Source organism: Streptomyces tailanensis, assembly GCF_008386495.1.
GTDB classification, from domain to species: domain Bacteria; phylum Actinomycetota; class Actinomycetes; order Streptomycetales; family Streptomycetaceae; genus Streptomyces; species Streptomyces tailanensis.
In genome coordinates this window covers 167604-185550 of sequence record NZ_VTHJ01000001.1, presented here as the reverse complement: position 1 = coordinate 185550, position 17947 = coordinate 167604, and the positions used below count along the sequence as shown (strand labels likewise).

The following is a 17947-nucleotide window of genomic DNA, read 5'->3' as shown; positions in this document are numbered from 1 at the left end:
ACCATCAATTGTGAAACCACGACGGCGAGCAACCCGGCCCGCGAGAGCGGCGCCGGCTCAGGCGCAAGGAGGTACCCCGCGCCGTATGAACGTGCTGCGTGCGCTCATCCGTACGGCCCGGATGGCGCGTCATACCTCGGGGCTCGCCGTCGGGCTGCCCGCCGACGACGAGGTGCTGCTCGACGCGCCGGACGAGCGGCTGGGGCCCGCGCTGGTGGCGGCGGGCCGGGGTGACCACACGCCCGCGGCCAAGCTCCTGGGGACGACCCGGGAGGCCGCCGAGTGGGAGAACCGCGACCGGTACGTCTCGCGGCTCGCCTCCTTCGCCCGTTCGCGCGACGCGTGGCTGCGGACCTGGCAGAGCGCCGCTCCGCACGGCCCGGACGTCCTGCTGATCAAGGCCCAGCTGGCGGTGGCCCAGGGCTGGCACTCGCCGGCCCGGGTCGAGCTGCTCCGCGAGGCGGGCCCGTTGATCACGGCGGCCGCCGAGGGCGAGCCGCATGATCCGGTGCCGTGGCGGATCGCGCTCGACCACGCCCGGGGCACGGGCCTCGGCCACACCGGTTTCGAACAGCTGTGGGCGGAGGCCGTCCGCCGCTCGCCGCACCACTACGGCTGCCATGTGTCGGCTCTCAAGTACCTCTCGGCATCTTGGTACGGCTCGCACGCCGAGTGTTTCGACTTCGCCGAACGGGCCGCCGAGGACGCGCTGCCGGGCTCGCTCGTGCAGGCGCTTCCGGTCCGGGCGGTGTTCTCCTACCTCACCGAGGGCGGCGGGGCCGAAGTGCCTCGCGCCCGTCTGGACGAGGCGGCGGACCGGGCGATCGCGCTCTCCGCCGAGTACGCGCCCGGCGACCCGTGGCCGGCGGAGGTCCGCAACCTCCTCACCTACGTCCTCGTACGCCTGGAACGCTGGCCGGACGCCCTGACCCAGCTGCGCATGATCGGCCCGTACGCCACGTCGTTCCCCTGGGACCGCGTCTCGGACGATCCGCTGGGCCAGTTCCTGGAGTTGCGGGACGGCGTACGGCTGGAGGTGGCGTCCTCGATGCCGCTGCGGGCGCGAAGAAGAAGATCACAAACAAGTACGAACAGACACACGCACCCCGCGGACCATTAGGCTCTGGCCTCGTGACCACCGTCCGGCTGCCGCTCTTCCCCCTGAACTCGGTGTTGTACCCGGGGCTCGTGCTACCTCTGAACATTTTCGAGGAGCGCTATCGCGCCATGATGCGCGAGTTGCTGAAAACCCCCGAGGACGAACCACGCCGCTTCGCCGTCGTCGCCATCCGCGACGGCCACGAGGTCGCGCCGAGCGCACCCGGCATGCCCGATCCGACGGCGCTGCCCGAGCGCGGTCCGACCGCCGGGTTCGGCGACGACCCGGTCAAGGCGTTCCACTCCGTGGGCTGTATCGCGGACGCGGCCACCATCCGGGAGCGCGACAACGGCACGTACGAGGTTCTCGCGACCGGTACGACCCGGGTGCGGCTGCTCTCGGTGGACGCCTCCGGTCCGTTCCTGGTGGCGGAGCTGGAGGAGCTCCCGGAGAACGCCGGCGACGAGGCGGGCGCGCTCGCGGAGGGGGTGCTGCGGGCCTTCCGCCAGTACCAGAAGCGGCTGGCGGGCGCGCGTGAGCGGTCGCTGTCGACGGGGGCGGACCTGCCGGACGAGCCGGCCGTCGTCTCGTATCTGGTGGCCGCGGCGATGATGCTCGACACCCCGGCCAAGCAGCGGCTTCTCCAGGCCCCCGACACCGCGTCCCGGCTGCGCGACGAGCTGAAACTCCTGCGCGCCGAGACCGCCATCATCCGTAGTCTGCCGTCGTTGCCCGCGTCGGAGCTGACGCGGGGCCCGACGAGCCTCAACTGACATACACGACACGAGAAGGCCGATGGCGAAGAAGTCGAAGAAGCAGCAGGCCGGGGGGACGCCCGCGACCGTGGCCCTGACGGCGGCGGGCGTGGAGTTCACCGTCCACGCCTACGAGCACGACCCCTCCCACCCCTCCTACGGCGAGGAGGCCGCCGAGGCGATGGGGGTGTCCCCCGAGCGGGTCTTCAAGACGCTGGTGGCGGACGTCGACGGCGCGCTGGTCGTCGCGGTGGTCCCGGTGGCCGGCTCCCTCGACCTGAAGTCCCTGGCCACGGCTGTGGGCGGCAAGCGCGCGGCGATGGCCGACCCGACCCTCGCCGAACGCACCACCGGGTACGTCCGGGGCGGTATCTCCCCCCTGGGCCAGCGCAAGAAGCTCCGCACGGTCCTGGACGCGTCGGCGGACACCCACGAGACGATCTGCGTCTCGGCGGGCCGGCGCGGGCTGGAGGTCGAACTGGCCCCCGCGGACCTCACGAAACTCACGGAAGCGGTATCCGCGCCCATCGCCCGCGCGTGACCCCCGCCACGCCTTCCAGCTCGCGGGGCGCGGTTTGTTCGGCGGGTGCGGGTGGGTCGAAGGGGCAGCCGCCCCTGGGGATGGGACGGGTAGGGGCGGCGGGGGCGAAAAAGGTCCCCTACGCGGCCGGCGGTGAACCGTACGGCTGGTGCTCCTCGTACGGATCGGGGTCCCGCGGCCCGAACAGCGCGGTCAGCCCGAGGTGGACGAGTACCCCGGCCAAGGGCCAAGCCAACAGCGCACCCTTCGCACTCAGCTTCAGCGGCGCCGAGAACGTCACCCCCTGCCCCACTTCCTTCGCCCGCGCCGCGACATCGGTCTCGGGCCCGAGCCACACCCCGAGCCGCCACGCCAGCACCGCACCCAGCAGCCCACCCACCGTGAGCGCGACGACCAGCGGCACACCCCCGCTCCGGCGCACGAGGAACACGACGAGCGCGCTCAGCGCCCCGACCCCCAGCGCCAGCAGCGTGAACGTTCCGTCGACCCCGGCGGCCTGCTCGCCCTCGGTCTCCTTGAGGTAGACCGCCGACCCGTCGGAGACGAGCGGCACCTGCGGCGCGAGCCACCACCACAGAAGTCCGAGCAGTACGCCCCCGAGCACCGCCATGACGACTGTGACGACGGCGGCCGTGATCAGCTCGCTCGCCAGACCGGGACCAGGATCGGAATCAGTCCCGGAGCCGCCCTGCGCGTACGCATCGGGCACCGCGCCCCCGCCCCCGCCCCCGGCGGGCGGCGGTGCCCAGGGGTCGTCCGGAGGCTGATGGTGCGGCGGCGGAGGCGGCGAAAACGGTGCGGTCACTCTGACATCGTGCCAGGCGCGGCTGTGCGGCGCGTCACCGGACGGCGGCCCGCCGGTACGCCCAGGTGGCGACCGCGAGCGACACGACACCGACTCCCGCGCACACGGCGAGGTCCCCAAGCACGAACGCCCAGTCGGGGTTCGGCCCGAACGTACGGGCGAAGGCCTCCACCCCGTACGTGGAGGGCAGCAGATCACGGGCGAACTGGATGAGGCCCGGCATCCGGTCGGCCGGCAGCACGCCAAGGAGCAGCGCCGCCGACATCCCCAACTGCCCGAGCACGGTGGCGAGTTCGGGGCGCGGCGCGAGCAGGCCCAGCGCGGCGCCGAGCCCGGCGAGCGCGGCCCCGGCGAGCGGGATCACCAGGGCGAGCACCCAGAGGTGGGCCAGCGGCAGCCCGAAGAGCACGCATCCGAAAACGGCGGTGACCACGGTCCCGGGCACGGTGAAGGAGGCGTACGCCCCGGCCGCGCCCAGCACGACGGCAGCGGGCGGCACGGGCAGCGTCGCGTAGTGATCAAGCCCCCCGCTCGACCGGAGCTGCCCGAAGTACTGCGCCAGCAGGTTCAGCGCGACGAAGGCGACGACGAGCACCGACGAACCGGCGACGACGGCCCGCGCCTCGGCCCCGCCGTCCACCACCCCGCGCATCAGGATCATGATCCCGATCGACTGGAAGGTGGCCACGAACAGCAGCGGGATCCGCGCGACCCGCGCCCGCGAGAGCTGCGCCCGGTACACCGCGCAGAGCGCCGGCCACAGCCGCGCACGGGGCCCGAGCTCGGCGGCTCCACGCTTCACGCGCTCCTCTACGGCCAGGACACTGCCCGGCAGAACCTCGGCGGGTACGACACTCACGTCGAGTTGCTCCCCTTCGCTTCGGCTGTCGCCCATTTTCGTACGGCTGCGGCAGCCCTGCCGTTCACACCCGCACCGACTGTTCTCCGGCTCACACGCGCGTTCCTCACCCCTTGACCAGCCCCTGTGCGCTGCCCGCGCTGCCGCCGAGCGCCAGGTAGACGTCCTCCAGGCTCGGCGTGGCGAGCGTGAAGTCGTCGAGCGCCACGAAGGCGGCGCCGCCGGTGACGGTGGCCACCACCGCGCGCGCCTCCTCCGGCGCGAGACGGAGCGACCAGCGCCGCCCGGACTCCACGGCACGCGGACGCAGCGCGGCGACCTCGGGCATGTCCAGCGGGGCCTTCTCCCGCCACACCAGCTCGACGCGGACCTCGCCCGCGACCTGCTCCTTCAGCCCGGCCGGGGTGTCGCAGGCGATGACCCGCCCGTTGTCGAGGACGGCGACCCGGTCGAGTACGGTCTCCGCCTCGATGACGTTGTGGGTGACCAGCAGGACGGTGGTGCCGGATTCGGCGCGCCGCCGGTCGACAGCGGCCCACACGGCCCGCCGGGCCACCGGGTCCATTCCGCTGGTCGGCTCGTCCAGCACGAGCAGGGGCCGTTCCCCGACCAGCGCGGTGGCGAAACAGGCGAGCCGCCGCTGCCCGCCGGACAGCTTCTTCAGCGGACGCGACGCCAGCGCGGTGAGCCCCAGCTCCTCCAGCACGGCATCCCGCTCGGCCCGCGCCTGCCGTACCTCCAGCCCGCGCAGCCGCCCGGTGGTCTCCGCGGCGAGCGCCACGGTCAGCTCATCGAGCGCGGTCGACTCCTGCCCCAGATACGCGAGGATCCGCGAGGCCCGCTCCGGATGCCGCACGATGTCGTGCCCGAGGATCTCGACGGTGCCGTCATCGGGCCGCATCAGCCCGGTCAGCTGCCGTACGAGCGTGGTCTTCCCGGCCCCATTGGGCCCGAGCAACCCGAAGATCTCCCCACGCCGGACCTCAAGCCCGACGGCATCATTGGCCCGCACCTCGGGGGTCCCGGGCACCCCGCGCCGCCCCCGGGTAGCGGGATACGTCTTCGTCAGCCCGCGTACAGCACACACGACGTCCCCGCTCCGCCGGTTCGCCGATGCCACACGCGTACTCACGAAGAAGGAGCCTACGGGGTCCCGGGCACCGAATTACCCCCGGGTCACCCCTTCAGGGGCGCGGGGCTGTGACCTATGCGGCTCCGCCGCGTGGGCGCGACCAGCCACGAACAACCCGCAGTCGCCCTACGAACAGGCACCCCCGAGCTATTAGGCGCTCAACCGGCTTACTCCCCGGCAGGGGCATGCTCGGCCGCGGTCCGCACATCGATCTCCCGCCAGAACCCCGCCCGAATCGCATACCGATCATGCTCATCGATCTGATCGTCCTTGTGCGCGAGCAACCCGAACCGAGCCGCATACCGCAACAACTCCCCATCCACCCGATGAGGAACCCGCGGATACATCCCAGACAACTTCTGCAGATGCGACTGGTCGGTCAGCCGGGACATCCACCGCCGAGCGAACACCTGCCCGACCTCATAGGGGTCACCCCCCACCGTCGTGATGTCCTCCTCCCGATCGGCCCACCGCTGCTCCGCCGTCGTGAGCTGCGCGAGCGTCGGCATGGCCGCCGCGTCCGGCGACTCCGCCGCGCCCCCGGGCCGATCGACCCACCCCTTGTCGGAGGACCACCGCAACGTGGCGGTAGCCGGATGCTGCACGACATGCGCCCCGGGCCCCCGCATGGCGGCGAGGTCCTTCGGCGTGGGTACGCCCTTGGACGCGGCCGGCACCCGCTCCTCGTCGCCATTACGCCCCGCAGGGGGCGACTCGGGCTCCCCGGTCGCCCGATCGGCGGTCCCGAGGGCCGAATCCGGCAGCGGCGCCGACAGGATCGCGGCGATCTCCGGCCGCGGCACCGGCGGCGGCGCGCAGGTCCCGCCGAGTTCCTTGGCCCGTACCGCCTTGGTGATCCACACCCGGTCGAGCACCCGCCGCTCGTCGGCCTCGGCGACCAGGTCCTCGGACTGGTTGTAGTCCCCGTCGGCGGCCTGCACCGCCCACAGGTGTACGGCGACGCCGTGCTCCTTGGCCGCCATCATGCCCGGCAGCAGATCCCCGTCCCCGGTCACGAGCACCACGTCGGAGCAGGCGCGGTTGCGGGCCAGTTCGGTCAACTCGGCGTGCATCGCGGCGTCCACGCCCTTCTGTGCCCAGCGGCCGTCGCTGCGGGTCAGGGCGCCGAGCCGGACGGTCACCCGGGGCATCACGCGCAGCCTGCGGTGCTCGGGCTGCGGGACGCGGTCGGGGGCGCCGTCGAACCAGTAGATGCGCAGCAGCGGTCGCTCGGTGTCGGCCTCGGCGCGTTCGCGCAGCCCCTGGATGAGGGCGGTGTGGTCGACGGTGATGCGGGAGCGGGATGGTTCCCCGGCGAGGAGGCTGGCGGCTGCGCCGAGCAGATACCCGGCGTCCACCAGGACGATGCAGCGGTCCACGCGATCCACCCTCTTTCCGGGAGGTTTGCTTCGGGCTTCCTTCGAGTCTGCCCGACCACGCGGAGGTTAACGGCCGGAACTCGATCTTCGGCGTGGCGTATTCGCCGAGCACCCCCGCCATCGCGGTACACGCGCCGACAACTCTCGTCACGGACCGTGATTTTCCGACATGCGTGTCTTGTCGGCCTATGTGAATCTGGTCGCGGCCCTGGCCCCTAGATCCCCCACAGGAGGCAGAGCACCATGGCCAAGAACAAGAAGCAGGAGCGTAAGCAGCCGCAGTCCGAGCGTGGCCAGCAGGAGGCCCAGCGCTCGTCGATGGAGTCGCAGACCGAGCAGCGTGCCACCCAGGTGACTCCCGGTGATGTGGCCCGCAAGGGCCGGCAGAAGCGCTTCGGTCACAACTGACATCTGCGTAAAGGGCTGTTGCAGCCCAAGTACACCGAGGGGCGCATCCGACACACGGATGCGCCCCTCGCGCACTCACGTCCCTGCCTAGCCGGCCAGGCAGGATGGGCCGAGCAACACCTTCAAGTCACCGAACAGCGCCGGGTCCGGCTTCACCCGGTGGCGGTCGAGGCGGAGCACCGTCGTCTTGGTCGGGCCCTGGAGCCTGATGCGGACCTCGCTGTCGCCCTTGTGGTGGGTGAGGATCTCGCCGAGGCGGCTGACCATGGGCGGGGTGACCCTGGTTGCCGGGATGGTGAGGATCACGGGGGCGTTGGTGCCCGCGTTGGACAGGTCGGGGACCTGGAGTTCCATGGCGACCAGACGCGGGACGTCCTCGCGCTTGTCGAGGCGGCCCTTGACGAAGACGACGGCGTCCTCGACGAGTTGGGTCGAGACGAGCTGGTAGGTCGCCGGGAAGAACATGCACTCGATGGAGCCCGCCAGGTCCTCCACCGTGGCGATGGCCCAGGCGTTGCCCTGCTTGGTCATCTTGCGCTGGAGGCCGGAGATGATGCCGCCGATGGTGACGACCGCGCCGTCCGCGTGCTCACCGCCGGTGAGCTGGGCGATGCCCGCGTCGGCCTTGTCGGACAGCACGTGCTCCAAGCCGAAGAGGGGGTGGTCGGAGACGTAGAGGCCGAGCATCTCCCGCTCCTGGGCGAGCAGATAGGTCTTGTCCCACTCGTCGGTGGTGAACTCCACGTCGAGCCCGAAGCCCGGCTCGTCGCTCTCCTCCTCGCCCATGCCGCCGAAGAGGTCGAACTGGCCCTCGGCCTCCTTGCGCTTGACCGCGACCACGTTGTCGATCATCGAGTCGAAGTGCGCGGTGAGGCCCTTGCGGGTGTGCCCCATCGTGTCGAACGCGCCCGCCTTGATCAGCGACTCCGTGGTGCGCTTGTTGCAGGCGACCGCCTCGACCTTGTCGAGGTAGTCGGGGAAGGAGGCGTACTTCCCCTTGGCCTTGCGGCTGCGGATGATCGACTCGACCACGTTCGTACCGACGTTGCGGACGGCTTCGAGCCCGAAGAGGATCACGTCGTCGCCCTGGGCGGCGAAGTTGTGCTCCGACTCGTTGACGTTCGGCGGGAGCACCTTGATGCGCATGCGCCGGCACTCGTTGAGGTAGACCGCCGACTTGTCCTTGTCGTCCTTCACCGAGGTGAGCAGCGCGGCCATGTACTCGGCCGGGTAGTTGGCCTTCAGATACGCCGTCCAGTACGAGACCAGTCCGTACGCGGCGGAGTGGGCCTTGTTGAAGGCGTAGCCGGCGAAGGGGACCAGCACGTCCCACAGGGCCTGGATGGCCTCGTCGCTGTAGCCGTTCTTCTGGGCGCCGGCCTGGAAGATGGTGAAGTTCTTCGCCAGTTCGTCGGGCTTCTTCTTACCCATGACCCGGCGGAGGATGTCGGCCTCGCCGAGCGAGTACCCGGCGATGATCTGGGCGGCCTTCTGCACCTGCTCCTGGTAGACGATCAGGCCGTAGGTGACCGCGAGGACCTCCTCGAGCGGCTCCTCCAGCTCCTTGTGGATCGGTGTGATCTCCTGGCGGCCGTTCTTGCGCTCGGCGTAGTTGATGTGCGAGTTCATGCCCATGGGGCCCGGCCGGTAGAGGGCCGAGACGGCGGAGATGTCCTCGAAGTTGTCGGGCTGCATCTGGCGGAGCAGCGAGCGCATGGGACCGCCGTCGAACTGGAAGACGCCGAGGGTGTCACCGCGGCAGAGCAGTTCGAAGGTCTTGGGGTCGTCCAGCGGGAGGGCGAGCATCTCCAGGTCGATGCCCTTGTTGGCCTTCACCATCTTGATGGCGTCGTCCATGATCGTGAGGTTCCGCAGGCCCAGGAAGTCCATCTTCAGCAGGCCGAGCGACTCGCACTGCGGGTAGTCCCACTGGGTGATGGTCACGCCGTCGGTGTGCCGCACCCAGATCGGGGCGTGGTCGACGATGGGCTCGCTGGACATGATCACGCCGGCCGCGTGCACACCCATCTGCCGGACCAGGCCCTCGACGCCCTTGGCGGTGTCGATGACCTTCTTCACGTCCGGTTCGTTCTCGTACATCGACCGGATCTCGCCGGCCTCGTTGTAACGCGGGTGGGAGGGGTCGGTGATGCCGTTCAGGTCGATGCCCTTGCCGAGGACGTCGGCGGGCATCGCCTTGGTGAGCCGGTCGCCCATCGCATACGGGTAGCCCAGCACGCGCGCGGAGTCCTTGATGGCGTTCTTCGCCTTGATCTTGCCGTACGTGCCGATCATGGCGACCTTGTCGGCGCCGTACTTCTCCGTCACGTACCGGATCACTTCGACGCGCCGGCGCTCGTCGAAGTCGATGTCGACATCGGGCATGGAGACGCGCTCGGGGTTGAGGAACCGCTCGAAGATCAGGCCGTGCGGGATCGGATCGAGGTCGGTGATGCCCATGGCGTACGCGACGATCGAACCGGCCGCGGAACCACGGCCCGGACCGACCGCGATGCCCTGGCTCTTGGCCCACATGATGAAGTCGGCGACGACGAGGAAGTACCCCGGGAACCCCATCTGGATGATGACGTCCATCTCGTACTCGGCCTGCTTCTGGCGGTCCTCGGGGACGCCGCCGGGGAAGCGGCGGGCCATACCGCGGCGGACTTCCTCCTGGAACCAGGTGACCTCGGTGAAGCCGTCGGGGATGTCGAACTTCGGCATGAGGTTCTTGGCCTCGAACATGCCGGTGGTGTCGATCTGCTCGGCGACCAGCAGGGTGTTTGCGCAGCCCTCCTGCCAGGCGTCCGAGGAGTCGATGGCGTACATCTCGTCCGTGGACTTCAGGTAGTAGCCGGTGCCGTCGAACTTGAAGCGGTCGGGATCGGAGAGGTTCTTGCCGGTCTGGATGCACAGCAGCGCGTCGTGGGCGGTCGCCTCGTGCGCGTATGTGTAGTGCGAGTCGTTCGTCACCAGCGGCGGGATGCCGAGCTTCTTGCCGATCTCCAGCAGACCGTCACGCACTCGGTGCTCGATCTCGATGCCGTGGTCCATCAGCTCCAGGAAGTAGCGGTCCTTGCCGAAGATGTCCTGGTATTCGGCGGCTGCTTTCAGTGCCTCGTCGAACTGGCCGAGGCGCAGACGGGTCTGCAGCTCGCCGGAGGGGCAGCCGGTGGAGGCGATGAGCCCCTCGGACCACTGGGCGATGGTCTCCTTGTCCATGCGGGGCCACTTCTGCAGCCAGCCCTCGGCGTACGCGTCCGAGGAGAGCTTGAAGAGGTTGTGCAGGCCGGTCTTGTTCGCCGCCCAGATCGTCTTGTGGGTGTAACCACCGGAACCGGACACGTCGTCCCGCTTCTGGTGCGGCTGGCCCCACTGGATCTTGCGCTTGTTGCGCCGGGACTCGGGGGCGACGTACGCCTCGATGCCGATGATCGGGGTGACGCCGGCCTTCTGCGCGGAGTGGAAGAAGTCGTAGGCCCCGTGGAGGTTGCCGTGGTCGGACATGGCGATATGGGTCATGCCCATCTCGTTGCACGCGTTGAACATGTCCTTGAGCCGCGCGGCACCGTCCAGCAGCGAGTACTGGGTGTGGACGTGCAGGTGCGTGAACGGCGGCTTTGACACGGTTTCGGCCTCCCAGGGAAACAGGCGTGAACAACTTCCCCACGGGCTGCGGACAGTCTGGGGGACAGCATCGAAGTCTATGCCTCGGCACTGACACCGCGAGGGGTCTCCCCCGTACCTTCATGGAGGAGTCGCGGGCACTCCCGCGTACCTTCGGACGTTCAGAAGCTGACCCACCCGTGATCCTCCAGGAGGCACCCAGCGATGTCGGTTCCGCAGCTCAACGACGAGCGACGTGGCGAGGAGATCCTCGCCGTCTTCGACACCGCCTTCGGCCAGCTCCTGGCCGCCGACCCGGCCGCGTTCCGCGTGAAGTTCCGGAAGATGGCGGCCTCGGCCTTCGCGTTCTACCGCGGCACGGCCTGCCTCTTCTACCACGATCTCGACGAGGAGAAGGCCTCCGGGCCCTACCTCGACGAGCGCACCTCGCGCGTGTGGATCCACGGCGACCTGCACGCGGAGAACTTCGGCACGTACATGGACTCCACGGGCCGCCTGATCTTCAATGTGAACGACTTCGACGAGGCCTACGTCGCCCCCTTCACCTGGGACCTGAAGCGCTTCGCCGCCTCCGTGGCGCTGATCGGGTACGCGAAGGCACTCAGCGACGAGCAGATCACGGAGCTGGTGCAGGTGTACGCGGGCGCGTACCGCGAGCGGGTCCACGCCATAGCGACGGGCGCCAAGCGGGACGAGGTGCCGCCGTTCACGCTGGACACCGCCCAGGGGCCGCTGCTCGACGCGCTGCGCGACGCCCGCTCGCTGACCCGCTTCGGGCTGCTCGAATCGATGACCGAGATCCGTGACTTCGAGCGCCGTTTCGCGCCGGGCGGCGGCTCCATCGAGCTGGACGCGGCCACGCGCTACAAGGTGCTGGCCGCATTCGACGGCTATCTGGAGACGCTGCCGGAGTCCTCGCTGACCCGCCCGGACTCATACCGCGTGAAGGACGTCGTCGGCCGCCGCGGCATCGGCATCGGCTCGGCGGGACTGCCGTCGTACAACATCCTGCTGGAGGGGCAGAGCGACGCGCTGGAGAACGACGTCGTGATCTACATCAAGCAGGCCCAGACCCCGGCCGTCTCCCGGCACATCACGGACCAGCGGATCCGTGACTACTTCCAGCACGAGGGCCACCGCACGGTGATCTCCCAGCGCGCCCTCCAGGCGTACGCGGACCCGTGGCTGGGCTGGACCGAGCTGGGCGGCGCGGGTCAGCTGGTCGCCGAGGTGTCGCCGTACGCGGTGGACCTGGACTGGAGCGACATCGACGACCCGGAGGAGATCGCGGCGGTCGTCGCCGACCTCGGCCGGGCCACGGCCACGATGCACGCGGCGGCCGACGATCTGACCGGGCAGTCGCTGGTGCCGTTCTCCACCGAGCGGGCCATCGACGCGGCGATCGCCGCCGACGAGGAGGGCTTCGCGCCCCTGCTCGTGGACTTCGCCCACAGCTACGGGGCACGCGCGCGTGCGGACCACCAGATCTTCGTGGACCTGTTCCGCAACGGCCGGATCCCTGGCTTGTAAGGACCCGGTTTGTAAGGACCCCGGTTTGTAAGGGGTCCCTGGCTTGTAAGGCTTTCCACAGGGCCCTTTGATGCCTTTTAGGGATCCCTTACAGGGGTACGTGGGACACTCTCCAACGCCATGGACATATCCGGGACCCCGTTCAGAGCCGTACGCGCGGCGCTGTTCACGGCACTCGTCGTGACGCTCGGCACCGCGTCGCACGTCCTGCTGTCCGGGTCCCCGCTGCCGCTGACCGCCGTGGCCGCGATCGCCGCCGCCGTCTTCGTCGTCGCGTACGCGCTGGCGGGCGGCGGTTGCGAGCGCGGCTTCGGACGGATCGCCGGCGTGCTGATCCCGCTGGAGCTGGCCGCCGACACGGTGTTCACGACGGGCCAGCACGCCTGTTACGGCGAGGCGGGCGGCCCGGTCACCGGTCCGCTGCGCCAGGTCGGCCTCGACATGCTGTGCGGCGGCGGCAGCGTCGGCACCTCGCTGGCGCGGGTCGGCGACTCCGAGCGGGCGGCCACGCTGCTGGCGGGCGCCGGACCCGCCGCCGCCTGGCTGCTGCTCGCCGCGCACATCGGCGTGGGCCTGCTGGCCGCCGCCTGGCTGCGGCGCGGCGAGCGGGCACTGGCCCAGCTGCTGGGTGCCGCGGTCGCCGCGGGCTTCCGGCCGCTGCTGATCGCGGTCGCCACCATCGTTGTTGTTGTGCGGTGCGCCCCGGCGGAGCACCGGCCGAGGCGCACCGCGCACCGTACGGCCACCGCCCGCACCCTTCTCTTCGCCCACTCCCTGGGACGGCGTGGACCGCCGTGCTCGGTCGCCTTCGCGTGACCACCGGTCACCTTCGCGCGACCTCTTCCTGAGCACGAGCAGTCCCCCATACACGTATCCGCGCACGACATGTGCGCGTCCCCAGGGAGTTCACCCACATGAGCAAGCGGAACAGCAAGGCGGCGAAGTCGGCGGCCCGTGAGCGGCTGCGCCTGGAGCGCGAGCGTCAGGCCAAGCGTGCGAAGGTCAGGCGGCAGGCCATCGTGGCGGGTTCGATCGTCGCCGTCCTCGCGACAGCCGGCGGTATCGGTTACGCCGTCGTTCAGACCAACAAGCCCACGAAGTGGGAGGCGGCCGCCGACGCCACGGTGGTCGCCCCGGCCAACACCTCGGGCAAGAACGGCACCACGGTCCTCATCGGCGACTCCAAGACCGACAACGTGGTCCACCTCTACGAGGACCCGCGCTGCCCGGGCTGCGCCAACATGGAGCAGACCCTCGGCGAGACCGTCAACAAGGGCATGGAGGACGGCGACTACAAGCTCTCCTTCACGATCGGCACCTTCCTCGACGGCAACCTCACCGGTGAGGGCTCCAAGAACGCGCTCAGCGCGCTCGGCGCCGCCCTGGACGTCGGCCCCGAGGCGTTCCTCGACTACAAGGCCGCGCTGTACTCGGCGAAGTACCACCCGGCGGAGTCGACCGACGAGTTCGCCAAGGACAGCTACCTGATCAAGGTCGCGAACACGGTCGACGCGCTGAAGAACAACAAGAAGTTCCAGGACGCCGTCGAGAAGGGCACCTACGACGCCTGGGCGATGAAGATGGGCAAGTCCTTCGACGACGCCGAGGGTGTCGAGTCGACCCCGACCATCAAGATCAACGACAAGGCGATCACCACCCCGTCCACGGTCGCGGAGTGGGAGACGGCGCTGAAGGACGCGGGCGTCACCAAGTAGCCGCCATAGCCGCCGCAGCTGTCGATACGGCAGCTACGGCGGCTACGGCATTGCTGCGGCCGCTACGGCGCGATGTACGCGCTTGCGGTAGTCCTCGGGCCGGACCTCGTTGCAGTATTTGTCGGCGTCCTCGTCGTCCGAGATGAAGAGGTAGACGGGGGCGAGCGATGGTCGGCAGCGGCAGCCTCGTGCGGGAACCGGGCTCCGGCTGGACGGTGACCGGCGCACTGGACGCCGGTGTCCCGGCCGACGCAGTACCGCGCCTCCTCGGCGCCCGACTCGGCAACCAGGAGATCGCCGAACACCTCCTCCTCTCCCTCCGCACCGTCGAGAAGCACCTCGCCGGCCTCCGCAACCGCACCGGCCAGTCCGACCTCACCGCCCTGATCGCCCCGGCCAGGCGCTACGCCGCCGACCGGTGACCCCCGCTGCCCCTCAAGCGGCCCCCGGCGCCTCCCAGTTGGGACCCACGCACCCCTAATTGGGACCTACGCCCCCATGTTCTCCGTTCACCGGCCGACGAACAGCGCACCAAAGCCTGAACATTGCGCGGATTTCACGTCATCCGCCTTACCCAACTCCTTACCCGCCAGTAATCTCATCGGCCGTGACCAGTCGCAGATCTCACTCCAGCCCCAACTCTCCCTCGCCGAGCCGCCGTACGGTCGTCAAGGCGGCCGCGGCCGGAGCCGCCCTCGCGGCCCCGCTGGCCGCCGCTATCCCGGCGCGGGCCGCCGAGGCCCCCGCGTTCCTGCACGGTGTCGCCTCCGGCGATCCGCTGCCCGACGGCGTCCTGCTGTGGACCCGGGTGACGCCCACGGCGGAGGCGACACCCGGCTCCGGGCTCGGCCCGGACATCGAGGTCGGTTGGACCGTCGCCCTGGACAAGGCGTTCACGAACATCGTCGCCAAGGGCTCGACCACCGCGTCCGCCGCCTCCGACCACACCGTCAAGGCGGACGTACGCGGCCTCGCCCCCGCCACCGACTACTGGTTCCGCTTCTCCGCCGGCGGCACCGACTCGCCCGCCGCCCGCACCCGCACCGCCCCGGCCGCCGACGCCGCCACGGCCGGCCTGCGCTTCGGCGTGGTCTCCTGCGCCAACTGGGAGGGCGGCCACTTCGCCGCCTACCGCCACCTGGCCGCCCGCGGCGACCTGGACGCCTGGCTGCATCTCGGCGACTACATCTACGAGTACGGCACCGGCGAGTACGGCACCCGCGACAAGGTCGTACGCCCCCACGCGCCGACCCACGAGATCCTCACCCTCGCCGACTACCGCGTCCGGCACGGCCGTTACAAGAGCGACCCTGACCTCCAGGCGCTGCACTCGGCCGCGCCCGCCATCGCCATCTGGGACGACCACGAGATCGCCAACGACGCCTGGTCGGGCGGGGCCGAGAACCACACCGAGGGCACGGAGGGCACCTGGGCGGCCCGCCAGGCGGCGGCCAAGCAGGCGTACTTCGAGTGGATGCCGGTGCGCCCGGCGATCGCGGGCACGACCTACCGCCGGCTGCGCTTCGGCAAGCTCGCCGACCTCTCGCTGCTGGACCTGCGCTCCTTCCGATCACAGCAGGTGGGGATAGGCGACGGCGAGGTCGACGACCCGGACCGTACGCTGACGGGCCGGGCCCAACTCGACTGGCTGAAGGCCGGGTTGAAGTCCTCCGACACGACCTGGCGACTGGTCGGCAACTCGGTGATGATCGCCCCCTTCGCCCTCGGCAACCTCACCGCCGACCTCTTCGAACCGCTCGCAGAGCTGCTCGGACTGCCGAAGGAGGGCCTCGCCCTCATCCCCGACCAGTGGGACGGCTACACCGACGACCGCCGCGAACTCCTCGCCCACCTGCGGGACAACGCGATCCGCAACACGGTCTTCCTCACCGGCGACATCCACATGGCCTGGGCCAACGACGTGCCGCTCAACGCCGGTACGTACCCCCTGTCGGCCTCCGCCGCCACGGAGTTCGTCGTCACGTCGGTCACCTCGGACAACCTCGACGACCTCGTCAAGGTCCCCGAGGGCACCGTCTCGGCCGTGGCCTCCCCGCTGATCCGCGCCGCCAACCGCCACGTCCACTGGGTCGACACCGACCGGCACGGCTACGGCGTCCTGGACATCACCGCCGCGCGGGCCCAGATGGACTTCTACGTCCTGTCCGACCGTACGAAGGCCGACGCGACGTCGTCCTGGGCCCGCTCATACCGGACGCGCAGCGGGACGCAGAAGGTGGAACGGACGTACGACCCCGTGTAGCCCGTGCAGGACTCACAGGGTTTCGAGGAAGCCGAGAGCCACCCGCCAGGTGGCCTCGGCGGCCTCCTCGTCGTAGTCGGGCAGATCGGGGTCGGTGTAGAGGTGCCCGGCCCCGGCGTATCTGTAGACCTCGACATCGGCGCCCGCCTTGCGCATCTGGAGGTACCAGGCGCTGAGCCAGTCGTCCGTCTCGAACGGGTCGGGCTCGGCCACGTGCAGCTGGACGGGCAGGTCGTCCACGGACGCGCCCGCCGCGATGTCCGACGTACCGTGCAGAAGCAGCAGCCCACGGGCCTTCTCGTCGCCCAGCGCCAGCGTCTGCGCGGTCGCGGCGCCGAGGGAGAACCCGGCGTAGACGAGCCCTCTCTCCGAGTAGGGGGCGGCGGACAGGACCGCCCGCTTGAGCAACTCGTCCTTGCCCAGTTCCTCGTTGAAGGCCATGCCCTCCTCGACCGTGTCGAACGTCCGCCCCTCGAAGAGGTCCGGCGTCCACACCTCGTGTCCGGCGGCACGCAACCGGTCCGCCGCCTGGCGTACCGCGGGCCTGAGGCCATACGTCGAGTGGAAGAGCATGATGTTCATGAGGCCATGGTGCCAGCCGGGTACGACAACGCAGGGCGGCGCCCGTACCCCGAGCGCGGCCGAAGTCACATGTTCAGCACCCCATGGGGCCGGTTACGTTCGAAGGCATGGAGAACCTACTCCGCCCCCTGATCGTCATCGGTGGCTCGGTCGTCCTGACGGTCCTCATCGGCTGGGCCACCGACCTCCTGCTGCGCAAGGCGGACCAGCGGCACCCCGAGACACCGCTCTGGGGCCTGCTGCGCCGCGGCCGCATCCCTTACCAGCTGGTGCTGTGTGCGGCCCTGCTCAGAGGGTCGTTCGACCATGCGCAGCTGCTGGAGCAGCACCGGACCGCCGTCGGCCGGGCTCTGACGCTGGTGCTGATCGGCGCGACGGCCTGGCTGGTGGTCAGCATCACGGCCGCGATCGTGGAGACGACGTACAGCCGCTACGCCCGCGCCCACCGTGATCCGGCCCGGGTGCGCCGGGTGCGGACGCAGGTCACGCTGATCATGCGGGTGGTGTCCGCGGTCGTAGGCGTAGTCGCCGTAGCCTCGATGCTCCTCACCTTCCCGGCGATGCGCGCGGCCGGCGCCTCACTGCTGGCGTCGGCCGGAATCCTGGGCATCGTCGCCGGTATCGCCGCGCAGTCCACGCTCAGCAACCTCTTCGCGGGGCTCCAGATCGCCTTCGGTGACATGGTCCGCCTCGGTGACGTGGTCGTGGTGGAGGGCGAGTGGGGCACGGTGGACGAGATCACCCTCACCTTCCTGACGGTCCGCACCTGGGACGAGCGCCGCATCACGATGCCCGTCTCCTACTTCACCTCGAAGCCCTTCGAGAACTGGTCACGCGGCGGCGCCCAGATGACCGGCACGGTCTTCCTCCACGTCGACCACGCCGCCCCCCTGCCCGCGATGCGCGAGCAACTCCGCGACATCCTGCGCGGCTGCCCCGCCTGGGACGGCCGCCACTACGACCTGGCCGTCACCGACTCGACCCCGTCCACCATGGAGGTCCGCGCCCTGGTCACCGCCAAGGACCCGGACGACCTCTGGACGGTCCGGGTAACAGTCCGCGAACAACTGATCCACTGGCTGACGGAAACCCACCCCTACGCCCTCCCCCGCGTCAACACCGCCGACGCGGTCCTCCCCCCAACCCACCCGAACGCCCACCCCGACGGCACACCCCCACGCACAACCCGAAGCCGAGTCCACGAACCCCCGAGGTCCCCGGGCAGGGCCTGAGCAACCAACACCCCGCAGCC

Annotated in this window: 16 protein-coding genes; 10 read left to right on the top strand and 6 right to left on the bottom strand. The window is 70.2% G+C overall.

All coding sequences use genetic code 11. The features are described from left to right. The first annotated feature begins 85 nt into the window (after positions 1-85). Genes F3T56_RS00825 through ybaK form a run of 3 tightly spaced genes read left to right on the top strand, consistent with a single transcriptional unit; the run spans position 86 to position 2395 of the window. Positions 86-1120, top strand: a complete 1035-nt coding sequence (locus F3T56_RS00825; RefSeq protein ID WP_149822676.1) for a hypothetical protein — start codon at positions 86-88, stop codon at positions 1118-1120. Between the two features lie 11 nt (positions 1121-1131). After that, entirely contained in the window at positions 1132-1872 is a 741-nt protein-coding gene (locus tag F3T56_RS00820) for an LON peptidase substrate-binding domain-containing protein (protein ID WP_149822675.1), read from the top strand. Positions 1873-1894: 22 nt separating this feature from the next. Beyond that, positions 1895-2395, top strand: a complete 501-nt coding sequence (gene ybaK / locus F3T56_RS00815) for a Cys-tRNA(Pro) deacylase (RefSeq protein WP_149822674.1) — start codon at positions 1895-1897, stop codon at positions 2393-2395. Positions 2396-2513: 118 nt separating this feature from the next. On the opposite strand, the gene F3T56_RS00810 is transcribed toward ybaK, so the two are convergent. From F3T56_RS00810 to F3T56_RS00795, 4 genes are all read right to left on the bottom strand, one after another. Beyond that, the gene (locus F3T56_RS00810) at positions 2514-3200 is read right to left on the bottom strand and encodes a DUF2567 domain-containing protein (RefSeq protein ID WP_149822673.1); all 687 of its coding nucleotides are present in this window, start codon (positions 3198-3200) and stop codon (positions 2514-2516) included. Positions 3201-3234: 34 nt separating this feature from the next. Further along, positions 3235-4059, bottom strand: a complete 825-nt coding sequence (locus F3T56_RS00805; RefSeq protein ID WP_172638749.1) for an ABC transporter permease — start codon at positions 4057-4059, stop codon at positions 3235-3237. A 106-nt stretch (positions 4060-4165) separates the two neighbouring features. Next, complete coding sequence (locus F3T56_RS00800; RefSeq protein WP_246203310.1) at positions 4166-5191, bottom strand: ABC transporter ATP-binding protein; 1026 nt, start codon at positions 5189-5191, stop codon at positions 4166-4168. A gap of 167 nt (positions 5192-5358) precedes the next feature. Next, entirely contained in the window at positions 5359-6570 is a 1212-nt protein-coding gene (locus tag F3T56_RS00795; RefSeq protein ID WP_149822671.1) for an NYN domain-containing protein, read from the bottom strand. Between the two features lie 243 nt (positions 6571-6813). Between F3T56_RS00795 and F3T56_RS45970 the strand changes: the two genes are divergently transcribed. Further along, positions 6814-6978, top strand: coding sequence for a hypothetical protein (locus F3T56_RS45970; protein ID WP_172638748.1), 165 nt, complete (start codon positions 6814-6816; stop codon positions 6976-6978). A gap of 87 nt (positions 6979-7065) precedes the next feature. On the opposite strand, the gene dnaE is transcribed toward F3T56_RS45970, so the two are convergent. Further along, complete coding sequence (dnaE, locus tag F3T56_RS00790) at positions 7066-10605, bottom strand: DNA polymerase III subunit alpha (RefSeq protein ID WP_149822670.1); 3540 nt, start codon at positions 10603-10605, stop codon at positions 7066-7068. Between the two features lie 204 nt (positions 10606-10809). Here dnaE and F3T56_RS00785 point away from each other — a divergent pair, with 204 nt between their 5' ends. From F3T56_RS00785 to F3T56_RS00760, 5 genes are all read left to right on the top strand, one after another. Then, positions 10810-12135 carry a DUF2252 domain-containing protein gene (locus tag F3T56_RS00785; RefSeq protein ID WP_149822669.1) on the top strand — a complete coding sequence of 442 codons (1326 nt, stop codon included), beginning with the start codon at positions 10810-10812 and terminating at the stop codon, positions 12133-12135. 120 nt (positions 12136-12255) lie between these two features. After that, a complete protein-coding gene (locus tag F3T56_RS00780) occupies positions 12256-12951 on the top strand; it encodes a hypothetical protein (RefSeq protein WP_149822668.1) in 696 nt (231 codons plus the stop codon). Between the two features lie 98 nt (positions 12952-13049). Further along, entirely contained in the window at positions 13050-13850 is an 801-nt protein-coding gene (locus tag F3T56_RS00775; RefSeq protein WP_149822667.1) for a DsbA family protein, read from the top strand. A 167-nt stretch (positions 13851-14017) separates the two neighbouring features. Further along, positions 14018-14272: a helix-turn-helix domain-containing protein gene (locus F3T56_RS00765; protein ID WP_216372913.1), complete on the top strand. Its 255-nt coding sequence runs from the start codon at positions 14018-14020 to the stop codon at positions 14270-14272. A gap of 185 nt (positions 14273-14457) precedes the next feature. Beyond that, on the top strand, positions 14458-16113 hold the full coding sequence (locus F3T56_RS00760; RefSeq protein ID WP_149822665.1) for an alkaline phosphatase D family protein: 1656 nt from the start codon (positions 14458-14460) through the stop codon (positions 16111-16113). 12 nt (positions 16114-16125) lie between these two features. Here the strand turns inward: F3T56_RS00760 and F3T56_RS00755 are convergent, their stop codons facing one another. Next, positions 16126-16695, bottom strand: a complete 570-nt coding sequence (locus F3T56_RS00755; protein ID WP_149822664.1) for a dienelactone hydrolase family protein — start codon at positions 16693-16695, stop codon at positions 16126-16128. A gap of 107 nt (positions 16696-16802) precedes the next feature. Between F3T56_RS00755 and F3T56_RS00750 the strand changes: the two genes are divergently transcribed. After that, positions 16803-17927, top strand: a complete 1125-nt coding sequence (locus tag F3T56_RS00750; RefSeq protein ID WP_149822663.1) for a mechanosensitive ion channel family protein — start codon at positions 16803-16805, stop codon at positions 17925-17927. Positions 17928-17947: the final 20 nt, after the last annotated feature.

Excerpts from the sequence above, each read along its gene's own strand:
- F3T56_RS00825 (WP_149822676.1), top strand. The coding sequence starts at position 86 with ATGAACGTGCTGCGTGCGCTCATCCGTACGGCCCGGATGGCGCGTCAT.
- ybaK (WP_149822674.1), top strand. The coding sequence starts at position 1,895 with ATGGCGAAGAAGTCGAAGAAGCAGCAGGCCGGGGGGACGCCCGCGACC.
- F3T56_RS45970 (WP_172638748.1), top strand. The coding sequence starts at position 6,814 with ATGGCCAAGAACAAGAAGCAGGAGCGTAAGCAGCCGCAGTCCGAGCGT.
- F3T56_RS00785 (WP_149822669.1), top strand. The coding sequence starts at position 10,810 with ATGTCGGTTCCGCAGCTCAACGACGAGCGACGTGGCGAGGAGATCCTC.
- F3T56_RS00780 (WP_149822668.1), top strand. The coding sequence starts at position 12,256 with ATGGACATATCCGGGACCCCGTTCAGAGCCGTACGCGCGGCGCTGTTC.
- F3T56_RS00775 (WP_149822667.1), top strand. The coding sequence starts at position 13,050 with ATGAGCAAGCGGAACAGCAAGGCGGCGAAGTCGGCGGCCCGTGAGCGG.
- F3T56_RS00765 (WP_216372913.1), top strand. The coding sequence starts at position 14,018 with ATGGTCGGCAGCGGCAGCCTCGTGCGGGAACCGGGCTCCGGCTGGACG.
- F3T56_RS00755 (WP_149822664.1), bottom strand. The coding sequence starts at position 16,695 with ATGAACATCATGCTCTTCCACTCGACGTATGGCCTCAGGCCCGCGGTA.
- F3T56_RS00750 (WP_149822663.1), top strand. The coding sequence starts at position 16,803 with ATGGAGAACCTACTCCGCCCCCTGATCGTCATCGGTGGCTCGGTCGTC.